Raw genomic sequence first — 26,952 nt, forward strand, 5'->3', positions numbered from 1 at the left:
GACCAGTATTTATTAAAGGCCAATTTTAAGGTATGGAGAAAAAATAATGAATTGTTCCCAAAGCAAAAGGGACTGTTTATTTGATCTTAAACCTTATAATATTCTACAAATCTTCCATCAAACCCGGCTACTTTTTCAACCAATTCCATCCTCTTTTTTTCATCTAGAGCTTTGAATTTAAGGGCGAGATCAATTTTCTCCTGTAGCATTTCTGCATGATCCGCGCCAGTTACAAGTACTGAGATCGGAAGTGACCAAGAAAAGTAAAGTGCTTCCTCTACGGTCAATGCATTGGGAACAATTTTCGGTTTGTCACCATGATTAAAATGGGAGGTCCCTCCAAAAAATCCCCCATTGGCTAAAGTCTTCATGGCGATGGGGGCCATCCCTTTTGCTGAAAGTTTGGGCAATACATTGGTGATAAAACTTTTGTAATTCGGATCAAAAGCATTGATAGGCATCTGACAGACTTGTAAAGCATCTGTGCTTTCCAACATCCTCAGGTGGGCTTTGTAATCCGAATGGCCGGAGAATCCAACATATTTTACCTTACCGCTTTTCTGGGCCTCCAATACCACATCGAGCACGCCGTTTTTGATTCTGCTGTCCACATCTGAAGGACTGCTGACCGCATGGATAAACCAAAGGTCAAGGTAATCGGTGTTCATTCTTTTTAAGCTGCCCTCAAGATGTTCTCTTGCTGTTTTACCATCTCTAGCGGTGGTTTTGCTTTGTAAAAATGCGATGTCCCTGTATTTGGGGGTAAGGAACATGCCGTACCGCTTTTCGGACAATCCACCCCCATACGATTCGGCATTGTCAAAAAACCTAACCCCGCCTTCCAAAGCTGTTTCAATGGTCTTTTGGGCTTCTTTTTCGCTCATTCTAGCAATATGCGCTCCACCCATACCCAACATAGTGACCGAAGTTCCTGTATTTCCAAATTTCCTTTTAGGCAAAAGATTTCCCAATCGGTCTTTTTCAACTGTGTTGGTGTTAGAAAGAATGTTACCAAAACCATCAGTCAATGATTTTCCGGTTATCGGGAGCATTAATCCAGCAGTCAAGCTTGCCAGGGATTTTAAAAAAGACCTTCTATCTTTTTGGTCTTCCTGAATGGCATTTTTCTGCATCTTCCATGGCCATTCCACACAGGTATTGATTTCAGGAAATAGGACATGGTCTGCTTTACCTTTAAATACAAATGTCGTTACTTTATAATCCTCCAGCCTTTCTTTGACAGTTTCTAATGTTTTCCCGGTGACCGATACATCATCTACCAACAAGATTTTTGAACCTTTTTCTATCGGAATTTCCAAACTAACCAAAACTTCAGGCAACTCCCTTTGGGGGATGTTTTCATCGTCGCGGTAGTTGACATCAATGATATATAGCTTGCGACCCATTTTTTCCGCTACCATTTTTGCCGGTATGGTACCTCCTCTTCCTATCCCAATGACCAAATCAGTTCCAGGAATCGGGTAGCTGTTCAGTCTTTGTTGGATGGTTTTCAGGGAAAGTGGTTGCTTGCTTGACATGATGCTTTGGGTCTTTGGATTGTGGTCTATTTTGAGGACATCCAGTATGGAGGCCTATATTTTAGCAGCATGAAATTCAACAACAACAAAATCCCGATGCCAGGCAATGCCCTTGCCAAGGAACCGAAGAAAAATTCCAAAGGAGCAACGAGCATAAGGGGGAAGACAAAAAGTAACATTGTTGAAATCACCTTTGCACCGATGTAACCTAGGGGAGCTGCTGTCCACTTTAAGACATTATGCTTGAGCAGAATAAAAGCGATTCCCGTAAACAAGACCAATTCAGTGGTCAGTACCAGTAAAAATCCCCATTGCGGGTTACCTGTTAACATAAAATTGAGGATGGGGGCGAGGATGGCGACAGGTAGAGCAACCTTCCAATTGTAAATAAAAAGAGCAATGAATGGAATATAAAACATGGGGAGGAGATAAGCCCCTACAGGGTAGCCATTATGTGGTGGAATCAAATGAACAAAAAATGGAAAAGAAGCAGCAACCACTAAAATCAAGCCCGTGATTTTTAAATAGGAAATACCTTCAAGCTCTCTGACATTTTCCATGGGGTAGGGAAGTTATTGGAGATTTCAATTTACAGAATATTGAATGAAAGGACAATTTCTGTAAACCCGTAAATCAAAATACCTGCTCTTTCTCTCCGGTGACGTTTCCGAGCCAAATCTTTCCATTACCCATGTCAAGGTCACTTCTTACCTTTAAACTGCGTTCAAGAGAAGGGAAATCAAAGGTAAACTTCAGTTCACTTCCGGATGGGACAGGGCCAAGGTTGTAGGTAAATTCAAGTGTCTTTGATTGATTCCCTTTAATTTCAGACAGCCAGTCTTTTGTCCAATAATCCCAAGGTTCAGGACTTTCCCTTATATTTTTATCATAGACATATTGAGGACTCAGGGGATTATAAAATGTGAGTCCATTGGTGAAATAATGAAAAAGACCCTTTCCCATTTTACTGGGATCTAAATGGTAATAGGGAAAAGGATCTAGGTTTTTAAGGCTAAGGACCGTGTTGATTTCAGTCCCTGTTTTGGATACCGAAAGAATTTCCAAAGACAGCCCTTCCCTTAATTTTTGGTGTTTTTTGAAAACACTCCTTATCCTGACATCTTTCCGTGGGTCATTGGGTACATGGGTAGCTCCATCTTCAAATGAAATAAAACGGATCCTAAATGCAAAATCACCGAACATATCCATCATCCTGTAGATCTGAGGTCCAGTTTGTATGTTTGAGCTGGTCAGATCCTGAATTTTCAATGGATATATTTCTTGCCCGTCGACCACTACCACCGATCCATGCAGCTTTTCAAAATCACCATTTAGCCTGTTGTTTTCATTCAGGTATAGGATATGGGAAGAAAAATCATAAAAATCAATATCAGTTAAATCCAAAATTAATTCACCGTTTCTAACAATTTGAAACTCTTCCAAATTACCCAAGTCGTCCGTATTTTCAGTTAGGTTGCAGGCTGAAATCAAAATAAGGACGCATGCAAGTAGTATGTGGCAGTTTGAGGTTTTCATGGAGGTCATTAAAAATAATCAATTATTGTGAGTTATTCAATCCAGATTCCATAATCACTTTTAACATTGATTACCTATAACAGCTTAATTCTAATCTTTCTTCCCAAACTTATCCCAATCAATGGCTTGAAACAGCTGTCCTATTCCTTTTAGCACATCTTCTACCACTTGCTCGTTTTCTACTGGCAATTTGAGAAAAGTCTTTCCGGTTTTTGGATCTTTTTCCGTCAGGGTATTTACCATTGCTTTGGTTCGGTCAGGATTTCCCAGAACTTCCGCAAGCTGACTGACCCATTCCATGCCTGTTGATTCAGTTTTTTGAGTGGCTTTGGGCTCAGATTTTGGAATTGGTTTTTCTGGAATATCTGTATCAAAAAGGCCCAGCTGTAAGTTTTGGTCCAATTCTTTTTTATCAGAAGATGAAGGGGATTGATAGGGTTCATCATTCCTTTCCTCAAAATCTGTTTCGGGTACCGATGCTTCTGTGAAATTTGGCTTTTCATCGACCATGGTTTCCATGCTGTTCATGAACTGCTTGAACCTGTCCTCCTGCATCAGAATAGTGTCATCCCCGGCATCCAAAACCCCTTCGGCCATGGAAGATTTGAACTTCAACACATCCAACATCCGGTGCTCTATACTGTCCATGGAAACCAAATTGATGATATTGACTTTTTTCTTTTGACCCATCCTGTAAATTCTCGCAATCCTTTGTTCCAAAACAGCTGGATTCCAGGGAATATCGAGGTTGATCAAATAGGCGGCTGATTGCAGGTTCAGACCTACGCCTCCGGCGTCTGTACTCAGAAAAACCTTGCATTCCGGATCTTTGAGAAAATTGTCCAAAAGAGATTTTCTGTCTTTGGATTGGACACCCCCATGGAGATTTTCATATTTGATGCCCAATTCATCAAGTTCTCGGGCTACCAACCTGGTCATCCTTTCCCATTGGCTGAAAATCACCACTTTTTCACCTTCCATCTGAAAAATTTCTTCCAGTATTCCCATCAGTTCGGCTATTTTGGTGTCATGCCTAGTCTGTTGATCGAGAATAAAAGTACTGTTGCAGACCATCCTCATCATGTTGAGGTTGATCATAAGTTTTTGTCGGTCTTTTTCAGGGAGGAAACCCATCCTCCTCCATTTGTTGACGAGGCGGCAGACAGTCTCATAGCATTCATTGTGAACTTCTCTCTGCTTGTCAGTCATGGTTACAAAGAGGTTTTTGTCCTGTCTGTCCGGTAATTGCCGGAGCACCATTTTCTTGGTCCGGCGGATCAGGATATCCGAAAGTATGTCCCCTACTTTGTTCAGGTCTTTATAACCGATAACCTTGCTTGTTTCCGTTTCGGTAATCTGATGGTTGTGCAGGAACCTGTATAAAGCCCCTAATCTGAAAGGATTGATGAATTGAACCACAGAATACAGTTCTTCCAATTTGTTCTCCAATGGAGTTCCTGTAAGCACTATCGCATATTCTGATTTCAGTTTTTTGATGTTTTGTGAAATCTTTGCTTTCCAGTTTTTGATCCTTTGTGCTTCATCCAGGATGATCAGGTCAAATCCGGTGGTATTGATGACATCCAGGTCATTGCCCACAGTATGGTGCCCAACAATTTTGTAGAAATTATTATCATCGGCATATTGGGGTTCCCTTTTCAGCTTTAATCCTTCTATGACATGTGCGGGACTGTCCGTGAATTTTTCGATTTCAGATTTCCACTGGTATTTGAGAGAAGTGGGGCATACAATCAGTACTTTTTGGATACCGAATTCTTTTTTTAGGACTTCGGCAGCAGCAATGGCCTGAAGGGTTTTGCCCAAACCCATTTCATCTGCAATCAAAGCCCTACCGGACTGAACTGCAAAAGCAACTCCTTTCTTTTGATAGGGATGAAGTTCTGCTTTTATGTAACTGGATAAAAGACCGTTGTCCAGGCCTTTTTGATTTTTCCAGATCCATGCTTTTCTTTTGTTTTTGTCCCTCACCTCAAATATAAAGGTCAGGGCATCCTCGTAGCAACGGAAGGAGGGATGTATGTTTTTGGCTTCAATGAAGAACTCCTCAAATTTGTTAAATGCCGTGGACTTGATGGTTCCACCTTCTGAGAAGTATTTTTTCGAAAGAGTTTTTAGTCTTCTGGTTCCTTCAGTTCCTATCCTAAGTTTGACTTTTCTTTCAATAGACCCATAATCCAAGTAAACCGAACTGTAGGTTGGTTGGAAATTTCCCTTTCTAAACAAAGATTGGGTTGATTTTTTATTCAGAATTTGATTGACAACGGCTTCAATGTGTTTACAAGTACCAAGCCCGTTTGTTTTGAAATCATAGCAGTTACAGAAATTGAAGTTTTTACCCGATGCTATTTCCTCAGAGTTGCTTCTAATGGCCACTTTATAGGTGTTGTTGGTCTGAGGATTGTAAACTGAGTAGTCTGAAAAAACAGGGTCTGGACCAAGGTTACTGATTTTAAATTCCTGAAGGCCGGCAAATTGTCGACGCAATCCTATCTGCCATTCATCCAAACTAAGGTGATCCGGTTTCCTGTGATAAGGTATGGCTGTTTTCTTCGATTTTGAAAGGGATTTTGAGGACTTTTTGGTTTTACTTTTCATAAAGGATTGAATGTAGGATTGGAACTTAAACTTATTATATTTCTACCTTTTTGTCTATTGCAAACGCGACATTTTTAAACTTTCATGACTTGTTTTAGCCGTCTTCAAAATCATGGTTCACGTTAAAAATTGGATTTAAAAAGTTATTTCCAAATTATTAAAATTGTCTTTAATTTGAAATAAATCAATAAAATATGTAATTTTAGTAATTATTATTTATTTATATTGAATTATTGCTTTTTTATAAAAAATATGTATTCAATACATTTAATCTACTAAACCAAAGATCAACATGAACAAATACCAAAATTCAATCTGTTGGAAAGTAAAACTACTTTCCCTTGGCATGGGCCTCTTGTTGTTTTTATCAAGTCCCCAAATAAATGCACAAAAAATAGTCAATGAGACGGTGCTCACTGATGTAGAGAGTGAAACCACCAGATTCAGGGTTATCAAAATGGTGGAGGGCTTGGAACATCCGTGGGCAATCAATTTTCTGGAGGATGGAAAAATGATATTGACCGAAAGACCCGGCAGGTTGCTGCTGATAGATGGAGACAAGATAACTTCATTGGAAGGTCTTCCAGAAAGTGACGTGGAAGAAGATGAGAAATCTGCACCTCAAGGTGGCAATCAGGGTGGCTTAATGGATGTGGTACCCCATCCTGAATATGGGTCCAACAGCTGGATCTATTTTACCTATACCAGTCCCGGTGACGATGATTCCAATTTTGGAGATGAGGAATATGCTACTGGTACAGCCTTAGCCCGTGCCAAAATCAATGATGCAGGAGATGGGCTGGATGATTTGGAGGTATTGTATACGCAGATTCCCAGAACTGAACCCGGCAGGCATTACGGATCCAGAATTGTATTTCCAGGTGATGGAAATGTTTTGTTTTCAATAGGAGACAGAGGGATCCGGTATCCCTCTCAAGACCTCACTGATCCAGGGGGATCTATCATTCGGTTGAAAGAGGCCGGAGGCGTTCCCATGGACAATCCTTTTGTCGAAATGGCCCCCGGAAACCTTAGGCCTGAAATTTTCTCTTTTGGCCATAGAAACAATCAGGGGCTGGCGATTGACCCCAATACAGGAGATATCTGGAGTACGGAACATGGCCCTTTTGGGGGAGATCTGGTCCATTTGATTCAAAAAGGAAAAAATTATGGATGGCCTCAAGTCGCCTATGGAGTAGAGTATGATACCAAAGCAAAAATCGGAGTAGGTAAAGAAGCGCCTGGAGTGGAAAAACCCAAGTACGTCTGGGAGGAATCCATGGCCCCTTCAGGTTTGGCGTTTTATCATCAGGGCGAAATTACAGCTTGGGAAGGAAATTTATTTGCAGGATCCTTGCTCAAGGAACAACTTCACCGTCTGGTCATAGAAAATGGGGAAGTGGTCCATGATGAAATTCTATTGAAAGAGGAAATCGGAAGGATCAGGGATGTTAGGATGGGACCTGACGGTCACCTTTATCTGGTCACCGACCATTCGGATGGGGGACTTTATAGAATTGAGGCAATTGAATAAAAGAAAAGTCCATCAAACATCTTTGAGAAGTTGTTTGATGGATTTTTTCAACATTACAAAACTTATCATCTTTACCACCTTCGGGAATTTTCAAAGGATTTTTATCTTATCGCACTGCTTCAACGGCGTATCCTGCGGTTCTCAGCAATTGGATTACGCCATCTTCTGCTGGGAGGTGACCTGCACCCACTGCAATAAAAGTAGGCTGATCATGGATGAGGGTTTGGATTTTCGATATCCAGTTTTCATTTCTTTTGGTAAGCAATAGATCCCCATATTCTTTGAAAAGGTCATTCTCAGCAATCACTTGGTAGAGTTCATCCAGGTTTTCTGAGGTATAATTCGTGACCATTCTCTCGAATTCTTTCATGGAATCTTGGTTGGTGACCATTTTGCCAAGTTCATCAATTTGTAGTTTTTGGGGGATTTCATCAAAAATACCCACCTGAAATTGAATGGTTTCCAATCCGACCACAGGCATTTCCATGTTTTTTGCTTTTTCCACAAAATACATCTCATAGCTGCTTTGATCAGCACATGGCAATTGTTTCATAAGGATCATGGACGATAGCACAAAGGGTTTTAAGACACCCATTTGATCTAGCCCTGCACCGTAAGATTCAGAGAGGAATTTGTTGACTGCTTCTCGATGTTCCGGCTCAAATTCCTCTTGGATGTTTTGCATGTCAGGATTGAAAGATACCATCTGCATCTCCTGTACCAGATTAGGATCACTCATATCCAGCTCCATGGCAAGTTTCTCTGATGATTCCAAAGCCTCTGTAATCCTTTCATCCATGATAAACTGATCCTTACAGATTACATGAATAGTTCCGAATAGATAGGAAGGTGATTCCAGTCCATTTCCGGTAATTTTCCATAGTAGGGAAGAGGCATGTTGTTCTTGAGCATGTGTATGTGAAACAGAAATGACCAAAAGCAATCCTGCCATAATGGATTTTAACATGTGTTTTTTCATAATCGGTAAAAGTTAATTTGTGATTTTAAGGTGGTTTAAAATTACGCTGAAAAAATTTCAAATTTGAATTTAAATACAGTATTGCACTAATTAAAGGATGATTGCATATTCTGATTTGAATAGCATCTGATCCATAGCCAAATTAAACAAACCTATACTATACATGAATTTTCTAAAGCTCCTTTAACTTAGGTAATCGTTATCATCTCCTAAAATTTAAAAACAACACGAATTTTTAACTGTTTTAATTTTAATTGGAGTTTACTTGTGATTTTTTCATAAAATTGCGGTTGAATTTATTTCTTTGGTTATAATGAAGTCATTTTGTTTTTAATTTAGGGAGTTGTTTCTACGGAATCAAGTGCAGAATTTTATGTTTGATTTTGTTTTGGTTCATTTTGTGTCATTTTTCAGCAAATCAATATAGTTTATGAGCAAGAAGGTTTTATTTGTCACTTACGAAAATCCTTTCACAAAAAATTCGGGAGACAGCATATACACCTGTAATATTTTGGAGGGATTGATATCCTTGGAGTTTGAACTTGATATCATTTATTATGATTCAAATGAAAAAGAAAAGCTTATCAATTCAATAGATGCTGAAAAATTCAACAAAACCGAGGTGGTAGAATTCAGACAAAAGCATCCCATTCACTTTATTTTTTCACACTATCCGGGGATGGTAGTCAATAGAATATCCAAACAATTCAATGGTCAATTGAGTGACATGATAAAGAATCAAAAGTATGATTTTATTTTTGTCAACCACCAAAAAATGCTTTTTACACTCTCGGTGCTTTTGGATGCTAAACCTTTTTCAAAACTGATTTACATATCGCATAATGTAGAATATTTGTTAAGTTTTAATCTTGCCAAATACAACAAATCAATTTGGAAGAAAGCCTTATACTGGCAGGATTCTATCAAAACCAAATGGTATGAGAGAAAACATTTGGCTCATTTTGATGCGGTTACGGCCATTTCAGAACATGATGCACAGTACTTCGAAGAAGCTTATGGGATTGAAAAAGTAGGAATTTTTAGACCTGTGGTGAAACCCAAGAGTAAAGTATTGGATATGTCGAAGAAAAAATTCAATAAATTAATTATCGGAGGAAGTTTTGATTGGCCACCGAAGAAGGAAAATCTATTGATGTTTTTAAATGCTTCCAATTTTAAAGATTTGGATGCCAATGGTATACAGCTAGTGATAGCAGGAAAAGCGGATCCCAAGTTTGTCAATTGGGTGAACAACAAATATCAAGGAGTTTTTATGACCGGTGCAGTACCGAGTTTGGAACCATATTATGAAGAATGTGGCATTGCCATTGTTCCGGAAAGACTTGGTGGAGGCTTCAAACTGAAAGTGGTTGAAGCAGCTATTTCAAAAACGGCCATTTTCGCTATTTCTGGAGCGATTACAAAATCAAATTTTCTTAGAGACAAACATTTTGTGGAAAAACCAGACTTTGAAGAACTGATTTCCGAAATTATTAAAGTACAGAAAAGTCCAGAAGATTTTTCAGACAAAATCGAGAGTGCTTACCAAATTGCGATAAATGAGTACACTTTAGGTGCCTTAAAAGAGCAAATCAAGAAGTTATTACAATTTAACTGATTATAAACGCTTAGCATGTAATTCCGATTGTATATCCTTTGATCAATTAGGTGTCGTCAGTCTCACCTCCACCCTTCTATCCTGTTCACTTCCGGTCCTTTGTGCACCCCGTACAACTACCCCTCCAGATTTGGTGACAATTCTATCTTCCTGTACACCCATTTCATTGATCAAAACCTCCCTTACATGAGCAATCCTGATCTCGATTAAATTTAAATTATAGTTGACATTTCCAGTATTGTCGGCAAATCCAACCAATTCAATCTTCATGTCCTCTTGTGCATCCAAGAGGTAAGCCAAATCAACCAGTTTCTCTTTTTCTGCGGCATTTAAGGTGGATTGGTTGACTTCAAAATACACATTGGTACGTGTGACAGGCAACCCAACAGCACTTGGACTCATCATCGCCATTTGTCTAGGCATTTGATTTGTGGTTTGCTGATCACCTATTTTTGAAATTTCAGAATTGGGATTGATTGGGTCAGGCATTAAAGCAGGAGGCTGAGATAAACTGTCCTGATAGGTATTTGAGCCGGTTTCCGCTTCTGTCAGACCTATAGGAGGCATTATTGTTGTGCTATCCTCATTAAGCATAAGGGTAGTATCTTGGTTGATTTGTGTACTGTCTGCCAATGCCGATTGATCAATCGTAGTTACAGGAGCCCCAACTCCCTGTTGGTACTGAGGTTGGTTTTGTTGATCACTATCTCCGCCGCTTAAGGCTGCCCCTGCTACTACGCCACCTCCGATCAATGCCGCATTTCTAAGCGCTCTGTTTTGCCTTTCAGATTCTCCCTGCCTTTCATCTTCCACAGTTATTCTAGACCTTTGGCTGGTCTGAACTCTATCCTGCCTTCTTCTGGATTGAGATTCCACCGGTACAAACTGTGTGGCCGGTCTTTCCTCAATTGATCTAAGATATGCTTCTAAGCTTTCCTGGTTGGTAAAGCTCCTCATTAACATGGAATCTCTTTTTGCTTGTTCTTCCTGAATCTCCATACGGAAGTTGTCAAAGCTTTTTTCATAGGAAGGTGATTCCCAATTTTCCTGAATGCCGGTAGCAGTTTGCCTATCACTCATTTCATCAGTGATCGGTGCATAAGCGTATCCTGTTCTTTGGATTTGGCTCAGTGATTGGTCCAGCTGATCTGGAATGGCCATCATCTGTTTCCAGTAATAAACACTGTCCCTTTTTGAGTAATTTTTGATGCCAATGTATTGACTTTGCCTTAAGCGCTTTTGTTGTTCTAGGTTTAGGATATCATCATCCAATCGGCTATCGGCTTGCCTCAGGCTGTCAAGGGAAAATTGGTAGCCGAATCTATCGCTTTGGTATTGGTCCAGCCTTCGATTTAAAGTATTTCTGGTTAAAGTGGTATCAAGCCTCCACTGAGATGCCAATTGATCGATTGAATCCAATTGCGTATATATCTTGTTTCGTTCTTCCTTTACCAAGCCTTTTTTGTATCTATTGTGGAGAATTTCTTGATCCAATCCTATAATGGCCATGTTTTTCATTAAAGAATCCTGAGGAAATTGATCCTGGGTATTTATCCAAGTAAAATAATAGTTTTGGATAGTTTGGGCAGGCCTTTGTGGTGGGACGGATATTGTTTCTTCTTTTAATTCCTGATTTTCCTGAGAACTATCTGATATAATGGGCGGACTTATTTTTTCAGATTTGGAAGTCTGACTGATGCTGTAGTTAGGCAAGATCTTTGGTGCCTGAAAAAGGAATTTTTCCTTTCCCAAACTTACCCGAATGCCAAAACCATGGAAGATGTACCAATCATTCCTATTTCTTCCGTCGCCCCGAATGGGATTGGATGGGTCTACCACATTAGGTCCCGGCTTGGAAGCGTAGGCCTGCAATTCATTGTCATAGTTTTGTCTGTAGTTTCCACTGACATCATCCAGGAAGTCAGTGAAGGCATATTTGAAATCACTTTGAGCAAAAAGCTCAAATCTTGAACTTAGCCTAAACCGGATACCTAAACCAAATGAAGTGTAGAAAGACTCAAGATCATAGCCTTCATCACGTTCTGTAAGGAGAGGGGGAAGATTGGTTTCATAATTGCCATTGTTGATGATACCAGGCAAGGAATAATCATAAGGAAGCCCTGCGTCATCAAACAAATCGCCATTTACATCAAAATCTAGGTATCCAAAACCTAATGTGAAATAAGGGGCAATAAATGAAGTGGCACTTAGGATTTTGTTATTGTCAGGTTTAAAAACCAGCGATAGCCCAATATCCCTCACTTCTGTTCTGAAATTCAGAGATCGGTCAAAGTTTGGTGCATTAACCATCAATTGGCCATTAGGTTGAACATACCGGTCACTCATCGCAAACTGATATTGCCCAACGGAAAGCATCAATCCAATGGATTTATTTAATCTTCTTTCAAGGTAGACTTGATAAGACAGTCTATCGGTGTAATTTTCATTGTAGTTAAATGATTTGGTGAAACTTCTCCAATTATGGGAACCATATGGACTCAGGTCTCCATGGTAATTGGTAAAGCCTGCACTGCCGCCTATTCTCCATTTGTATGGGTAAAGCTGAGCTTGACTTTCCATCAAGGGAATAAATAGGAGAAAAAGGATGATGATCTGCCTCATGTTCATCGGTTCTTATTGTTAAAACCCAACCAGAGATTGAATTCCAGACTAAAACCCACAAAAGGATGAATCGCAATGTCGGCGTTGCTGTTGACACCAGAAGTGGAAGTAAGCGCCGCACCTGCATTAAATCGGATTATCCTGAAAATCGTATACCCCAATCCGGCATAAATTGGCCTACCTACCACTGGACCTGACACCGTATCACCTGCACTGTTTTCCATATTGATCAAAAAGATTCCTGTAGAAATGGAGGCATTTCCTAAAAACCGTCTAAAAGTCCTGTTTCCTAAGGGAAGGGATAGACCCACATAAGGTCCAGTATCTGAATCAAGGTTGTTGAAATCTGTATTGAAAGCAATACCGCCATACCCTACATTTAGGGGAAGAGTGAGTTGTTTTTTCTCTGTGGGGTAGTTTTCCATCTCTCTTACATCTACCAGAGAAAGCATGTCGAAACTGAGGAACTGATCGACCTCAGCTTCAATAAGCTGGGTGAGCTCGTTGATGTATTGGTCGCCATAGACCGCTCTGTCATCGTCTACATTATCTTTGTTTTTCCCGAGGATGTTGAATCGGGCATTTTTCATTTTCAAATCATTTTTTTGTTTCAGCTTTTGTACTACAATATCGCTGAATCCAGGCCATTCTTTGTTGATGAAATGCAAATAATAGGAAGTGCCTTCCCGAACAATCAAATTAAGATTTTCTATCATTTCCTTATCGGAACTAAGGACTGTGATTCCTCTTCGGGTGACCCCTAGGTTTGATCTTACGTACCCTCTTAAATTTTGTCTTAAGGCATCTTTTAATGCCTGCACTTGGTCTTCATCCGCACGTTGATAAAATGAAAACTCAAGACTATAGTTGTCTCCACTTCTCAATGGGTCAGAGATAAAAAGTTCGTAATTGTTCACCTCATAGTTAAACGGTGTTTTCCAAGTGTATTCATTAGCAGAATTGGGACTTTTGCCTTGGCGCAATACTTTTACTTTGACCATTGCAATTCCCTCAGGAAGTAAACCTCTAATGTAAAAGGGCTCTTCTGAAGGTAAAGGTACCCCGGCATTGATCGTGTTTTGAACGACATCAAAAGTCACGGTTTGTATTTGAGCTTCGACATTTGCACACCAAATGAAACAAGAAACAATTAATGAGTAGATGTATTTCATGATTGATTATTAGAGGAGAAGGTAAAACTTTAACTTTCTTTTAAAGGATAATGGGATATAAAAATATCCTGCCGATATCTATTTAAATATACCAAAAAAATACGGAATTGTTCAAAATATCGAAATATTTCTTGTTTATTGAATGTGATTCAGGGTGTTTTGTTCAATTCTGCCACCATATCGATGACACCTAAGGAAGCTTTCTTTTCAATGGCAATCAGATTGTTTAGTGGCAAAAGGGCAGGTATTTTCACATCAATGATATATTTAGGGATTTCTGGTCGCGCATATTGAACCAAACTTGCAGCCGGATACACCAAAAGGGAGGTTCCTACCACGGCAAATACATCTGCCTGACTACTCCACTCAATGGCTGGCTCCATCATGGGCACCATTTCCCCAAACCAAACAATGTAGGGTCTCAGCTGACTACCCCTTTCACATTTATCACCCAACTTTAATTCCCAACCTTCCATGTCATAAACCAAACTGGGGTCTACGGTACTTTGGGACTTGAATAGTTCCCCATGTAAGTGAATGACCTTGGATGACCCTGCTTTTTCATGGAGGTTATCTACATTTTGGGTAACTATGGTTACATCATATTCTTTTTCCAATGCAGCAAGTAAAAGATGGGCTTGATTGGGTTTGGCTTCAAGTGCTTGCTTACGCCTTTGGTTATAAAATTCCAAAACCACTTCTTTGTTTTTTTTCCAGCCCTGAGGGGAGGCCACTTCCATTACATCATGGCCTTCCCAAAGTCCATTGCTATCCCGAAAAGTAGCGATGCCACTTTCTTGGGATATTCCTGCCCCAGTTAATACAACTAGCTTTTTCATGGGTTATCTTTCCCTCAATATTTTAAAAATGTTCAACAAGTGCAAGGATTTGGGGTATTTATAAAAAATACTTGTCTGAACGGTACCAAAAAAATGTAGCGGAAAGAAAAAAACCAGGCACAGTTCCTGGTTTGATCAACTTTTCTTTTTTGAAAACCTTCCTTTTTTCTTTTCAGGTTGATTTTCTATCAGCTCTATGGTTTCGGAATAGGACAATTCCTCAGCGACCTTCGTCTTGGGAATTTTGAAATTGTTTTTACCAAACTTAATGTAAGGCCCCCATCTTCCGTTTAGTATTTGAATTTCAGGGTTTTCATCAAACGTCTTGATGTGCTTTTTGGCATCAGCTTCCCTTTTGTCTTCAATGAGCTTGATGGCCTCTTGTTCTGTAATACTCAAAGGATCATGTTCCTTACCTAAGGAGACAAAATTACCATCATGCCGAATGTAAGGACCAAATCTCCCAATTGCAGCCGTGATTTTTTTATCTTCAAAGGCGCCCACTTCTCTTGGGAGTTTAAAGAGCTCTAAGGCATCTTCCAAAGTGATGCTTTCTATAAACTGTCCTTTTTTTAAGCTTGCGAACTGTTTGTTTTCATCTTCCTGGTCACCAATCTGAACCAATGGTCCGAACTTTCCCAAACGGGTAATTACAGGCTTTCCTGTAGCCGGATCATTGCCCAGTTCTCGTTGGGAATTGACATCAGCCCTGGCCACATTTGCCGTTTCCTCCACCCGGGTGTGAAATTTACCATAGAAATTGTCAATCATGTCCTCCCAATTTTGAGAACCATGGGCAATTTCATCAAACTCCTTTTCGACTTTGGCGGTGAATTTAAAATCAATTACAGTTGGGAAATGCTCAACAAGGAAGTCATTGACAACCATGGCAATGTTGGTGGGAAAAAGCTTGTTTTTGTCTGATCCCGCATTTTCTGTTTTTTCCGTCTTTTCGAAACTTTGGTCTTTGATGCGCATCTCGACATATTTTCTCGGGGTGCCATCTCTGGATTCCTTGATGACATAATTCCTTTTCTGAATGGTGGAAATGGTTGGTGCATAGGTGGAAGGGCGACCAATGCCCATTTCTTCCAGTTTCTTCACTAGGGAGGCTTCTGTATACCGGGCTGGAGGTCTTGTAAAGGTTTCTTTGGCCTTCATTTCATTCAGAACCAATGCCTGTCCAATGGTCAGCGGGGGCAATAACCCTTTGTTGCCATTTTCCTCGTCTTCCTCGTCTTCATCGGTACTTTCCAAGTAAACCTTTAGAAATCCCTCAAACTTGATCACTTCACCAGACGCAGCCAAAGTTTCACTTGAATTGGATATGCTGATGGTCACACTGGTTTTTTCCAGCTCGGCATCTGCCATTTGGGAGGCAATGGCCCTTTTCCAAATGAGTTCGTAAAGCCTTTGTTCGTTTCGGTCGGTTCCTGCCTCTGCTTGAGAAAAATCTGTAGGCCGAATGGCCTCGTGGGCCTCTTGAGCACCTTCAGATTTGGTAGTGAACTTTCGGGCTTTATGAAATTCATTTCCAAAGGCATGGGATATTTCTTGTTTTGCGGATGCCATGGCATCATCTGAAAGATTGACGCTATCGGTCCTCATATAGGTGATCTTACCTGCCTCATAAAGCTTTTGGGCCACAGACATGGTCTGCGCCACAGAAAAACTCAATTTCCTACTTGCCTCCTGCTGAAGGGTGGAGGTGGTAAATGGGGCAGCTGGAGTCTTTTTGGTAGGTTTTTTTTCCAGGTTTTGGATGGCATATTCCGCTTCCAAACAAGATTTCAAAAATGCTTCAGCATCTTCCTGTTTTTCAAACTTCTTAGGCAATTCAGCATGTAAGGTTTTACCTTTGACATCGAATAGCGCTGTAACCCTATAAGCTGATTTGGTGTTGAATTTCTCAATTTCTCTTTCCCGGTCTACAATGAAACGTACTGCAACAGATTGAACTCTTCCTGCTGACAATCCCGCCTTAACTTTTTTCCATAGCACCGGTGAAAGTTCAAATCCTACCAACCTGTCCAAAATTCTCCTGGCTTGTTGGGCATTGACAAGGTCAATGTCAATCATTCTGGGGTTTTCGATGGCCTTGTTGATGGCGTTTTTGGTAATCTCCCTGAATACAATCCTTTTGGTATTTTCATCTTTAAGCTTCAATACCTCCTTAAGGTGCCAGGAAATGGCTTCTCCCTCACGGTCATCATCACTGGCCAGATAAATGGTCTCTGCATTCTTGACCAGATTTTTGAGATTTTTGATCACCTCTTTTTTATCAGCAGTTACCTCATAAGTAGGTTTGAATCGGTTCTGTATATCTATTGCTTTGTCACCTTTAGGCAAATCCCGCACATGCCCGTAACTGGACGCAACCTTAAAATCCTTGCCCAGATATCCCTCTATTGTTTTGGCTTTTGCCGGTGATTCTACAATGACTAAATTCTTTGACATATTTAAAATGAGTTTTAGAAAAACAAAATTGTCCTTCCCATAAAAACCTAAAAATAGAAGCGATATATTTCTCCTCCAAATTTAAGCCAAAATCTCATTGAAATTGGCATGGTTATTTCCTTGTTAAACTCACCCACAATCACACTTTATAAGCACAAAGGAATGAAACAACTGATGATTTTGAGACATGGAGAGGCTGGATTCCAAGATGATGGAATGGGAGACTTCGGCCGACAACTGACCACTTCGGGTAAATTCAGTTTGGAAAAACTTGCCCAGGTTTTAAAGGAGAGAAATTTGGTGTTTGACCTGCTGATCAAAAGTCCGGCCATCAGAACCTTACAGACTGCCGAAATAATCTTGGAAACAGTGCCTGTTCGGGAAGAAATTGAGCATGAGCAGATTTATGGAGGGTCAACTAAGTCACTTTTGGAGATCATCAATGCCATTCCCAAAGAATATGAAAAGGTATTGCTGGTGGGACATAACCCAGGAATCAGTGCTTTGGTAGGATACCTTACCAACGACTATCATTTGGTCATGACACCAGGAATGATGGTCGTTATGGATATTTTTGTCCCTTATTGGTCATTGGTTACCAATAGTTCTGGAACCTTAAAAGAAGTGTTGCAGTAAAGTAATTTTTAGTCTCTAGGGTTGTCACTTTTAGATTGTTTTGATGCTTTTCCTAATTTCATCAATGAAGTATTTGTGGATATTTTTATAATTTTTGAGTAAAAATTCCCCAAATAGCCGCAAAGGCAATTAATTTTGAGCACCTTTAATTTTTGAAAAGAATTAATTCCCATGAGTAAAAAACACGAACAGATGGATCAATTTGATCCCAATAGTTTAGGCGAATCAGGTAGCCTTTTTGGTTTGCCATTCGATGAAGAAACAGCTGAGTTGGTTATCGTACCCGTACCCTGGGAGGTTACGGTTTCCTATTCTCCAGGGACGGCTGAAGGACCACAGGCTATTTTGGATGCCTCTACCCAAGTGGATCTCTTTCAGGAGGACATAAGAGATGCTTGGAAAATGGGGATTTATTTGTTTCCCATTCCAGAAGATGTTCACCGTAGAAGTGATAGCTACAGGATCATGGCCAAAAATTATATCAATTGGTTGGAGGCTGGAAAGCCAGTGGATGAATCCGAGCGTTTTGCAGCTGTACCTACCATCATCAACAAGGCCTGCCAAGAGATGAATGATTGGGTTTATGACACCACCAAATCCTTACTGGAAAAGGGCAAATTGGTTGCCTTGTTGGGCGGGGACCACAGCACTCCTCTGGGGTTGATAAAAGCCATTTCAGAAAAATTTGACAGCTTTGGGATACTTCAGATCGATGCCCATGCGGACCTTAGGATTGCGTATGAAGATTTTGAATACTCCCATGCCTCCATTGCCTACAATGCATTGAAGTTTCCCCAAATCAACAAACTGGTACAGGTAGGCATTAGAGATTTGGGGGAAAAAGAAGCTTTTCTCGCCAGAGATAACAATAGGGTAGTAACTTTTTATGACAAAGATATCAAGGAGCAACAGTATGAAGGTAAAGCATGGAAAATCACCTGTGATGAAATCGTGATGCAATTGCCCCAGGATCTCTACATCACCATTGATATAGATGGATTTGACCCCAAGCTATGTCCCAATACCGGCACGCCGGTTCCAGGTGGGTTTGAACTCGAGCAGATCATGTACCTGATAAAGCAAATTGTAAAGTCAGGCAAAAAAATTATTGGTTTTGACCTCGTGGAAGTAGCCACAGATGGAGTAGGGGATTGGGATGCCAATGTGGGGGCACGTGTGCTCTACAGAATGGCCAATCTTTTCGGGGCCTCCCAAGGATTGCTCGATCTCAAATAGTCTTTGATTTTTCCCTGTCTTTTTTGAAGACCATAAAAATGGTTAATCCGGTCAAAAGGATGCCAATGATCAATAGGAGGTGTAGATTGGCTCCGATAAAATGGCCGATTTTGTAACCAATTTCATAACCACTTGTGGTGGCGGAGGAATCTGCCAACAGCAGGGATAGAGAAAGGAAGGGTAAAATTGAATTGATGATACTCATGGGCTTACTTAAGTTATTTTTCTGGTAATTTGACGGTCAAAAATCTGTGTGGGCTTTGGTCAGCCGAATGGGTTTGATCCATATGTTTCGGAAGAATACATCATGGCCTTCTGCCTGCAACTTGATTGGTCCCGGTTGATTGGTGATGCCTTTTCCTTCATCATTTCCTCCATCAAGTCCTGAATTGGGACCACCCCATACTTGTTGGATTTCTTTATCCTGGTGGATTTTCTCTCCGTTGAAATAAATGGTGACTCTTGCTTTTTCGTTTAATTCCCCATCTTTAAATCTCGCTGCTCTAAACCGGATGTCATAAGCATTCCATTTTCCGATTCCATGATAAGGATTCGATTGGGGTAGGTGTTCATTGATGATGGCTGCCATGCCGTGGATGCCCTCATCACCATCCAAGATCTGTATTTCATATCGATTTTGGAGGTAGACTCCTGAATTTCCCCCTTCCGCTCCTACAAGGAATTCAACGTGAAGATGAAAATCATTGAATTTCTCTTTTGTGATGATATCTGCTGCTCCATACAATCCGCCAGCAGCGGCTGGATCATTGCTGCTCACCACTGTGCCTTCATCTACAGGATCAGGTATGATTTCCCACTTTATGGGCAAGCTCGCTTGGAGACGTGGACCTTCCCAATAGGTCCACTTTTCATGCAACATGACTTCTGAGCCATCAAACAACACAGTGGCTCCATCTGGAGGGGGGGTGGATACTCCGGTCTGGGCAGATACGTCATGGATATTGAAGCAAATAAAAGTAAGTGTGAAAGCGCTTACTAGGGCTATTAGGCAATTATTCATGACTTGTTTAAATATTGGGTCATGAATATAAAAATAATTTTTTAATCCACCTCAAAAACATTGAAGAGCTTTGGGTTTTTCATCTCTGGAACCAAAGTAGATTCCTACCGAGATTTCATGAGAATTGTTTCTGTAGTTGCTGAGTGCGTTGAGATTATAATCATAGGCATATCCCAATCTGAGGTTATTATTGGCAAATACTTCAAATATCATGGCCAAAGCATTTCTATCTCCTAATGGATTCCATCCTGATTCCCCTGAGTTATTGATACTTGACCGATATGCCGCTCCCAGCCAAAATTGGTTTAAGAACAAAAACATCCCATTGATGTCATAATTGGTAGGATTGTTGGCCACTTCTCTCACCAATATGGAGGGTTTGAAACTTACTTGTGGAGCAATGGGGAAAAAACCTCCGACTTGGAAATAATAGTGGATATCATGGACTCCAACAGCGATATCCTCTCTTTCCATACTTTTCTTTCCAATGACATTGAATGCGCTTAACCCAGCAAAAAAAGTTTCCGTGTGAAAGAATAATCCCAAATTCATGTTGGGGGTAAACATGTTCATCCTGAAATTCGGGATGGTTTCATCCGTGATGTCATCGGGACTGAGCATGGTGCCGTCCAAAACGTATTCTGTTGCTCCAGCACTGACGCCTAAACTCAGGTAGGCTTCTTGTCCCACCCGCACCTTATAGGCATAATTTGCCATGGCTTGATTGATCCTGGTAGCACCTATTTGGTCTGACATCATCGAAATGCCATAGCCCATTTTTTCATCCAGATCGGCCATGTCGGCGCTGACGGTAAAGGTTTTTGAAGCACCCGGAAAATTCACATACTGGCTTCTGAACGAGGATTGTACAAAAAGGTCCCCTTTGTATCCAGCATATCCAGGATTGATATGGAGCGTATTGAACACATATTGACTGAATTGGGGCAATTGCTGGCTATGTAGATTTGAAGCTGCAATGGCATTCCAAAACAATGCAATGAAAAATAGACGAAAAACTTGTTTCATGATCGATGTCATTTAATTTTTGATGACTTGAACCCAACCTTTGTGGGTTTGTGATTCTCCGGATTCGCTTTCGGTTTCCAGGATGTAATAGTAAGTCCCACCATTCAGCCCATCAGCGTCCCAATCATTCTTATAATCCAAGGACTCATACACCTGATCTCCCCATCGGTTCAAGACTATCAGTTTGATTTTCTGGAATTGATCGATGGCCCTTATTCTAAAGGTTTCATTTTTGCCGTCATTATCAGGTTTAAACACATTGGGAATGAATAGTGGTAAAATCTGATTTCGATCAATACCTTCATTGTTGGAGGGATCAAGGTCTCTTTCTTCTGATTCTGCTACTACTCTGTTGATAATGGGACCTTCTTTACTGGCAATGACGGTGAGGAAGATTTTTACGGTTTCCCCAACCTCCAAATCCTGATTGGACCAAGCAAGATACCTTACGGTTTGGTGCATCACGTTTCCTTTATACACTTCCCCGAATCGGTGCACCTCAAATCTGAGGGGACTTACATTATCCGGCAGGTATTCTTTGATCACCGCTAGCTTTGCCGGGATAAAACCATTGTTGGTCAAGGTTATTTCATAGGTAAATTCATCACCTTCATGAATTTTGGTATTGAAAGAGGTTTTATAGATCTGTAGATCTACTGCCCTAGGGTTGACAGTAAGCAAATCCCCATCAAATTTTTGTTCAAAACTTCCGATCTGAGCCTGGATTTGATTTATAAACGTACCCTCATGCATGGCCATGACATCAATGGTAAAACGGATTTCATCCAGAGGTCTCATGGTAATGATCTTCCATTTGTTGTCCTCCTCCAAGTCCATTGAGGATGATGTAATGAGCAATCCTTCCGGAAGCAGATCTTCCACCACCAGGTCTTTCAATTCAAACTGACTGTTGTTTTTAATGGAAATCTGGTAGGTTACTGTTTCTCCTTCAAGAATTGTTTTTTCTTGTAATGTTTTCTGGATCACCAATTCAACAGGCAAGATGACCACTTTTATTTCTGCTGTTGCGCAGTTGTCTGGGACCTTGTTTTCACAAATGCTATAGGTTATGGTGTAGGTATCTGGTTTGGTGTCTGCCCCTAATAAAATGTTAGCATGGTCATCAAAAGCAATGGGAAGGGATACCAGCTGATTTCTGCTGTCTCTGACAGAAATGATGGAGGGTGTGACGCTGCCCTCTGATATGACAGCGCCCTTGTAGGTATCATTGTCTAAGATTCCAATCAGCAAATTGTCCTCATAACCTTTAAAGGGACCAAAACTATCACCATTGGCTTCAATTTCTGCCAGTTCGACTTGCACAAATATTACATTGCTGCTGACCATCGCACAACCACCGCTTGAAACCATTCTTCTGAAATAAGTATCCTCTCTGATGATGCCCGATTGAAAATCTTTTAATTCTGCTCCGACAAAATCCTCCCAATCATTGCCGTTCAGGGATTTTTGCCATTGGTATTCAAAGTGTCCGTCACCTCCAGTTGGCTGAGTCCCTTCAAAGAGGGTAGGGGCATCGTTTTTAAAAATGACCTGATCACCGGTGATTTGATTATTTTGGATTGCAGCAGTGACCACGGTCGTTACTTTTAATCTGTTCAGAGAAATGCAGCCATCTAAAAATGAGGCAGCAAAGTATTCCATGCCATCCGTCAGTAATGTTTCTGGATCCACGGAAATACCGCCTTCAGGTGCATCATACCAGCTGATTTGATCCCCTTCGATGGTGATATTGGCCAGTGTAGGATTATCATTGGCACAGAAAAATTGGATTTCTTCTCCTACAGGCGTTGGAGGACTGTTCTGAAGATTGAGTGAAACAATGGTTTGGTCCTCGCCTGTGCAAATCCCAAAAACTGTGTATTCAAATTCGTATTGCCCTGCAGCTAGGTCCTCGGTATTCCATATATTACCAATCAAATTCGCATCACCTTTGACTACCTGCCAATTCCCATAATTGGCAAATTCTCCTTCTAAGAAATCAAATAAATTCAGCACATCGCCTTGGCAAACAGAGGCCGTCAAACCATTTCCAGCCATTGCACCAGTATCAGTATCCGGGATTTCAAAATCCAATACCACATTCAAACAAGATAGTGGATTGGGATGTGTCAATCGCACTTGGTACAAACCATGGTTCAGTGCAGCCTGGAAATTTTCAAAATCCAGTCTTGAGGAAGTACTTAGTATGGTTTCCGGTTCAGAGGCCTTCCACCATTCAAAGGTCAAAAAATCCAGATTGGAAAGGCTTAGACTTCCATTTTGACCTTCACAGAGATTGTTAGGCATGATTTGAGGGAAATTGTTTTCGCTTACCCTGTAATTTTGGTTGATGATATTGCCGCATTGGTCCTCTAGCCTAAAGGTATAATTTCCTTTTTCCAATCGTGAAAAGTAGGGGTCATTGCCATTGTTGAGGGCAAATGGTTTTCCGTCTTTGGCCACTATGCTGTACGTAAGCGGAAAATAGCCATTTGCAGATATGGCCACATCAAACAAACCATCAGGACAGGAAAAGCTGTTGATGTCAAAAAATTTCAATTCTTTCTCAAATTCAAATTCTTCCAGGATATCCAGACAATAACCTAAGGGCTTATCACCATTTTGCAGATCAGCACCGTTTTTCCAATTGGTATAAGATTTGACAACCCTGAATTTTCCTGAAAAAGTCAGGTTATAATTCGTGCTTCCATTTTTCAACATGTGGGCATTGGCTGCACTCAATTCTTCACCTTCTTGATAGGGTGTAGCAGTTGCGGGGTGCACCCAATTTCCTGAGGCCTCTTCCCAAAGTTGAAGGCCTATTTTTTCATTTTGACTAGCATTTAAATTGCTTTGGTGTTGCAATTGAATGTTGAATGACCCACAGTTTTCTTCTATAATCACTTGATTTTCTTGTATGGATTGAGCGGGCAGGTTAATTGTAACCTGATGACTTGTTCCACAACTCTCATTTACAAAAAAACTGTAATCGCCAACAGGTAAATCAGCCAGATAGAATTCTGATGGATTTCCTATAAAAATGTGTTCCGAGACATCATGGGGCAAAGTGAAGGGATAATTTGAAGGGGCTTCTGTGATTTGGACCATGGACATGTCATAATCCGTGGCGGCCAACCTGAGCGAGGCATGTTCAATTCCACATCCCCTTAATACTGTGGGTACGGGAGGCAGGATTTGAACTTCATTGAACCCTGTAATTTGAGCCTTTCGACCACATTGATCCGAAATCTCGACCACATATTCTCCTTCAGGAATAGGCTGGCCTTGACCTCCGAAATACACAAATTCTTCCTCAAATGGACCTGGATAATTTTGATTAAAAGCGATGGGGTCAAATCCGTCAGGGTAGCTCTGAAAATTTATGGTATAAGGAGGAGAGAAGAATTTTGGATTGATGGAAAGGTACCTTTCCCCGCAACCTGCGCTGTAAAACAGATCATCTGAAATCTCCAAACCCATTTCTACCGGAAAAGTCGGACTTATGGTTTCATTGCCGCAAGCATCGATGGTTTTGATTGAATAACTGTAAGGAGTCGCATTGAAAAATGGTATTTTGGATTCAAATGTCTCTTCTGTGGCATTTCCCTCAGGTAGAATCATGTTAAATTCAATTTCATCCCCGTTGGGATTAACCACTGTGAAAATCACAGCCACTGGGTATTGAATGGCACTGCCTTTGCTATTCAGGACATGGGTCACCTTGACCTCATCACAACTTTCTAAAACTGGAGAAAAACTGACTTCAGAGGCATCAATTTCGATGTTTGGGCTTTGCAGTTGAAAAGACTGTGTTACCCTTTCCCCACATTCATGGGTAACCAGCACAGTATAGTTGCCCTCCGGTAACCCGTCAAAAATCGGATTTTGTTGAGGCCCGATGTTAGCCGGACCCCTGATTTCGAAAGAGGCTGCTTTGCCAGTGATCAAATTGATGGATATTTTGCCGTCATTGCCGGAGCAGATGTTTTCACCTATCACGGAAAAAGTAATGGGTTCATAGCTTTTTACAATGTCAAATTCCTTTGATTGGGTACCGCTTTCACCGTTTAGCGTTTGGACAGCTGTGACTTTATAGTCTCCTGCAGAGAGTCCAGTGATGGTCTGGGCTTCCTGAATTGAAATTGGTGAATTGAAATCAGGTGCTTTGAAAATATGGTAGGTGATGGTGGCACCATTTTGGGTATTGGCTACTCCAAAGTTCAATGATCCTCCGTTCGGACAAGTTTCATCATTGACCTCAACGGTAAAATCAAAGTCATTCAGGTCTTGGGCGGAGGCAGAAATGGACAATCCAAATAAAAACAAAACCAAACAAAATATTTGGTAGGGTATGGATTGGCAAACCTTTCTTGAATCATTATTGAACATAAAGCTAAAAGTTCTCATTTGGGTTTAAAAAGTTAAACAGCTAAATCCGGGTTTTATTAATCATGTATCATTTATACGATTCAAATATAAAAATGTTTCTTGATATATAAAAAATGTTTTTCGTATTTATTTTTTTGCATTACATATTTTTAGAAATTTCTTTGAAAAAGAACAAGCCTTAGCATCAATCCGTATCAAAAAACTACCAAAATGGATCTTTTGGGCCTCGAAATCTATTGAAAGGGACTGGTTTATTTTCCGAATCAAACGGATTTAAACCAAAAATTCCATTTCAAGATTAGATTCTAATCCTGAAATGGAAATTCTACCAATTTAAAAAGGCAACTCTTGTCGCGGAAATATATTGTGCTTACTGAAAGACCTCTTTTTTCTGGAGTTCTTGGGCAGGGTTACTGGACTTAATTTTTTCGGATGCAATCCTTGATATAAATACAGGGCCAAAGACCAAATACCTTCTCCAAAGTCTTTTGGGTTCTTTGACCAACCTGACAAACCATTCAAGTCCCAAATTGACCCAGATTGGGTGGGGTCTCTGAATGGTACCAGCATAAAAATCAAACACAGCTCCGATGGAACAGATTACTTTTGCATCAAGGTGTTCTTTGAAGTTGGCTACCCATTTCTCCTGTTTCGGAGCGGTCATGCCTACAAACAACACATCAGGCCTGTACAGGTTGACCTTATTGATCATGATGGCATTTTCCAAATCGTTAAATTTATCCTTGAATGGTGGAGAATAAGATTCCATCTGAATATTTGGATATTCTTTGTTCAACCGCTCTTTGATTTTTTGCAGTGTGGGCTCCGAAGATCCGAGATAGAAACATTTGCCTCCACTTTCGTTGAGACTTTTTAGAAAGTGCTCGTGTAAATCTGCACCAGCTACCTTCTGAATGGATTGTCCGGTGAGAATTTTGGTAGACAAAACAATGCCTACGCCATCCGGTAAAAGCACATCAGATTTTTGTAATGCTTTTTTGAACTCAGAATCTTCCTCAGCCAGACAATGAGAATATTGATTAATCGTATTGATGACCAATTTTTCTTTTCTCGGTAGTTGCTTGAGATTTCCAGTAAAGATTCTGTATTGTGTAAATAGTGTTTGTAAATTACTCATAAATTGTTCGATAAAAATACTTCAAAACAGTTATTTGGGGCGTTAAACTAAGCTTATAAAATATTTACTTCCAGTTAAAAGGCTTATTAGATTGTAAATTACATAAAAATTATTTTAAAATACAAGAATATGTATTTAAAAATCTTTTTTTTCTCTACCTTAACTTAATTCGTGAAGTTTAAAGGTAATGAAAAATATAATGAAAACAAAAAAAAATATTTATATTCAAAGAATTTAGACATCTAATATAATATAGGATTCTGAATTAAGCCTTTTAGCTCAGGGAGTTAGCCATCACTATTTATCCCATGTAGTTTTTTTTAAATTTAGAATTCTTCACTTATTTCAATCCTAAGGTTTTATGAAGATGTTACAGCTAGGTTACCAGTCTGTTTATCACTTAATACAGGAGACCAACTTATTTTTTCACCGTCCCTATTTCAAAAGTGATTGAAATCGAAATAATTAAAATTGTTGTTTTTTTAAAATTTAATTCTAATATTAAAATGTTTAGCACGATAAATTGATTAAACATTTTGCTGAATACGAAAAGCAATTAATAATATTTTAATTCACCCATTGCAACTTTTGCTAT

General features: G+C 40.1%; 18 protein-coding genes. 4 read left to right on the top strand and 14 right to left on the bottom strand.

Annotated elements, in window-relative coordinates; all coding sequences use genetic code 11:
• Positions 1-86: 86 nt before the first annotated feature.
• The 4 genes from H1A14_RS02785 to H1A14_RS02800 all read right to left on the bottom strand — a co-directional run bounded on the left by H1A14_RS02785 (position 87) and on the right by H1A14_RS02800 (position 5,690).
• Positions 87-1,538, bottom strand: coding sequence for an aldo/keto reductase (locus tag H1A14_RS02785; RefSeq protein WP_194774662.1), 1,452 nt, complete (start codon positions 1,536-1,538; stop codon positions 87-89).
• A gap of 26 nt (positions 1,539-1,564) precedes the next feature.
• The gene (locus tag H1A14_RS02790; RefSeq protein WP_194774663.1) at positions 1,565-2,098 is read right to left on the bottom strand and encodes a hypothetical protein; all 534 of its coding nucleotides are present in this window, start codon (positions 2,096-2,098) and stop codon (positions 1,565-1,567) included.
• Between the two features lie 73 nt (positions 2,099-2,171).
• Positions 2,172-3,074 (bottom strand): hypothetical protein, encoded by a 903-nt coding sequence (locus tag H1A14_RS02795; RefSeq protein WP_194774664.1) that lies wholly within the window; start codon positions 3,072-3,074, stop codon positions 2,172-2,174.
• 90 nt (positions 3,075-3,164) lie between these two features.
• On the bottom strand, positions 3,165-5,690 hold the full coding sequence (locus H1A14_RS02800) for a DEAD/DEAH box helicase (RefSeq protein ID WP_194774665.1): 2,526 nt from the start codon (positions 5,688-5,690) through the stop codon (positions 3,165-3,167).
• Between the two features lie 292 nt (positions 5,691-5,982).
• Here H1A14_RS02800 and H1A14_RS02805 point away from each other — a divergent pair, with 292 nt between their 5' ends.
• Positions 5,983-7,224: a PQQ-dependent sugar dehydrogenase gene (locus tag H1A14_RS02805; RefSeq protein ID WP_194774666.1), complete on the top strand. Its 1,242-nt coding sequence runs from the start codon at positions 5,983-5,985 to the stop codon at positions 7,222-7,224.
• A gap of 106 nt (positions 7,225-7,330) precedes the next feature.
• Here H1A14_RS02805 and H1A14_RS02810 read toward each other — a convergent pair whose 3' ends face one another.
• Positions 7,331-8,203, bottom strand: coding sequence for a TraB/GumN family protein (locus H1A14_RS02810; protein WP_194774667.1), 873 nt, complete (start codon positions 8,201-8,203; stop codon positions 7,331-7,333).
• Positions 8,204-8,633: 430 nt separating this feature from the next.
• Between H1A14_RS02810 and H1A14_RS02815 the strand changes: the two genes are divergently transcribed.
• Positions 8,634-9,821 carry a glycosyltransferase gene (locus H1A14_RS02815; protein WP_194774668.1) on the top strand — a complete coding sequence of 396 codons (1,188 nt, stop codon included), beginning with the start codon at positions 8,634-8,636 and terminating at the stop codon, positions 9,819-9,821.
• Positions 9,822-9,863: 42 nt separating this feature from the next.
• On the opposite strand, the gene H1A14_RS02820 is transcribed toward H1A14_RS02815, so the two are convergent.
• The 4 genes from H1A14_RS02820 to topA all read right to left on the bottom strand — a co-directional run bounded on the left by H1A14_RS02820 (position 9,864) and on the right by topA (position 16,911).
• On the bottom strand, positions 9,864-12,443 hold the full coding sequence (locus H1A14_RS02820; RefSeq protein WP_194774669.1) for an OmpA family protein: 2,580 nt from the start codon (positions 12,441-12,443) through the stop codon (positions 9,864-9,866).
• A 2-nt stretch (positions 12,444-12,445) separates the two neighbouring features.
• A complete protein-coding gene (locus H1A14_RS02825; RefSeq protein ID WP_194774670.1) occupies positions 12,446-13,615 on the bottom strand; it encodes a hypothetical protein in 1,170 nt (389 codons plus the stop codon).
• A 149-nt stretch (positions 13,616-13,764) separates the two neighbouring features.
• On the bottom strand, positions 13,765-14,454 hold the full coding sequence (locus H1A14_RS02830) for an SIR2 family NAD-dependent protein deacylase (RefSeq protein WP_194774671.1): 690 nt from the start codon (positions 14,452-14,454) through the stop codon (positions 13,765-13,767).
• Between the two features lie 135 nt (positions 14,455-14,589).
• Positions 14,590-16,911: a type I DNA topoisomerase gene (gene topA, locus H1A14_RS02835; protein ID WP_194774672.1), complete on the bottom strand. Its 2,322-nt coding sequence runs from the start codon at positions 16,909-16,911 to the stop codon at positions 14,590-14,592.
• Between the two features lie 162 nt (positions 16,912-17,073).
• On the opposite strand from topA, the gene H1A14_RS02840 reads away from it, so the two are divergent.
• Positions 17,074-17,547, top strand: coding sequence for a SixA phosphatase family protein (locus H1A14_RS02840; RefSeq protein WP_194774673.1), 474 nt, complete (start codon positions 17,074-17,076; stop codon positions 17,545-17,547).
• A 171-nt stretch (positions 17,548-17,718) separates the two neighbouring features.
• Positions 17,719-18,783: an agmatinase family protein gene (locus tag H1A14_RS02845; protein ID WP_194774674.1), complete on the top strand. Its 1,065-nt coding sequence runs from the start codon at positions 17,719-17,721 to the stop codon at positions 18,781-18,783.
• Here the strand turns inward: H1A14_RS02845 and H1A14_RS02850 are convergent.
• The 5 genes from H1A14_RS02850 to H1A14_RS02870 all read right to left on the bottom strand — a co-directional run bounded on the left by H1A14_RS02850 (position 18,776) and on the right by H1A14_RS02870 (position 26,357).
• A complete protein-coding gene (locus H1A14_RS02850) occupies positions 18,776-18,988 on the bottom strand; it encodes a hypothetical protein (RefSeq protein WP_194774675.1) in 213 nt (70 codons plus the stop codon). The genes H1A14_RS02845 and H1A14_RS02850 overlap by 8 nt on opposite strands.
• A 36-nt stretch (positions 18,989-19,024) precedes the next feature.
• Positions 19,025-19,804, bottom strand: coding sequence for a 3-keto-disaccharide hydrolase (locus H1A14_RS02855; RefSeq protein ID WP_194774676.1), 780 nt, complete (start codon positions 19,802-19,804; stop codon positions 19,025-19,027).
• Between the two features lie 51 nt (positions 19,805-19,855).
• A complete protein-coding gene (locus H1A14_RS02860; protein WP_194774677.1) occupies positions 19,856-20,830 on the bottom strand; it encodes a PorP/SprF family type IX secretion system membrane protein in 975 nt (324 codons plus the stop codon).
• A 12-nt stretch (positions 20,831-20,842) separates the two neighbouring features.
• A complete protein-coding gene (locus tag H1A14_RS02865) occupies positions 20,843-25,237 on the bottom strand; it encodes a T9SS type B sorting domain-containing protein (RefSeq protein ID WP_194774678.1) in 4,395 nt (1,464 codons plus the stop codon).
• Positions 25,238-25,589: 352 nt separating this feature from the next.
• Positions 25,590-26,357, bottom strand: coding sequence for a WecB/TagA/CpsF family glycosyltransferase (locus H1A14_RS02870; protein ID WP_194774679.1), 768 nt, complete (start codon positions 26,355-26,357; stop codon positions 25,590-25,592).
• Positions 26,358-26,952 lie beyond the last annotated feature (595 nt).

Origin of the sequence: Pararhodonellum marinum (genome assembly GCF_015354735.1) — a bacterium.
GTDB lineage: Bacteria > Bacteroidota > Bacteroidia > Cytophagales > Cyclobacteriaceae > Pararhodonellum > Pararhodonellum marinum.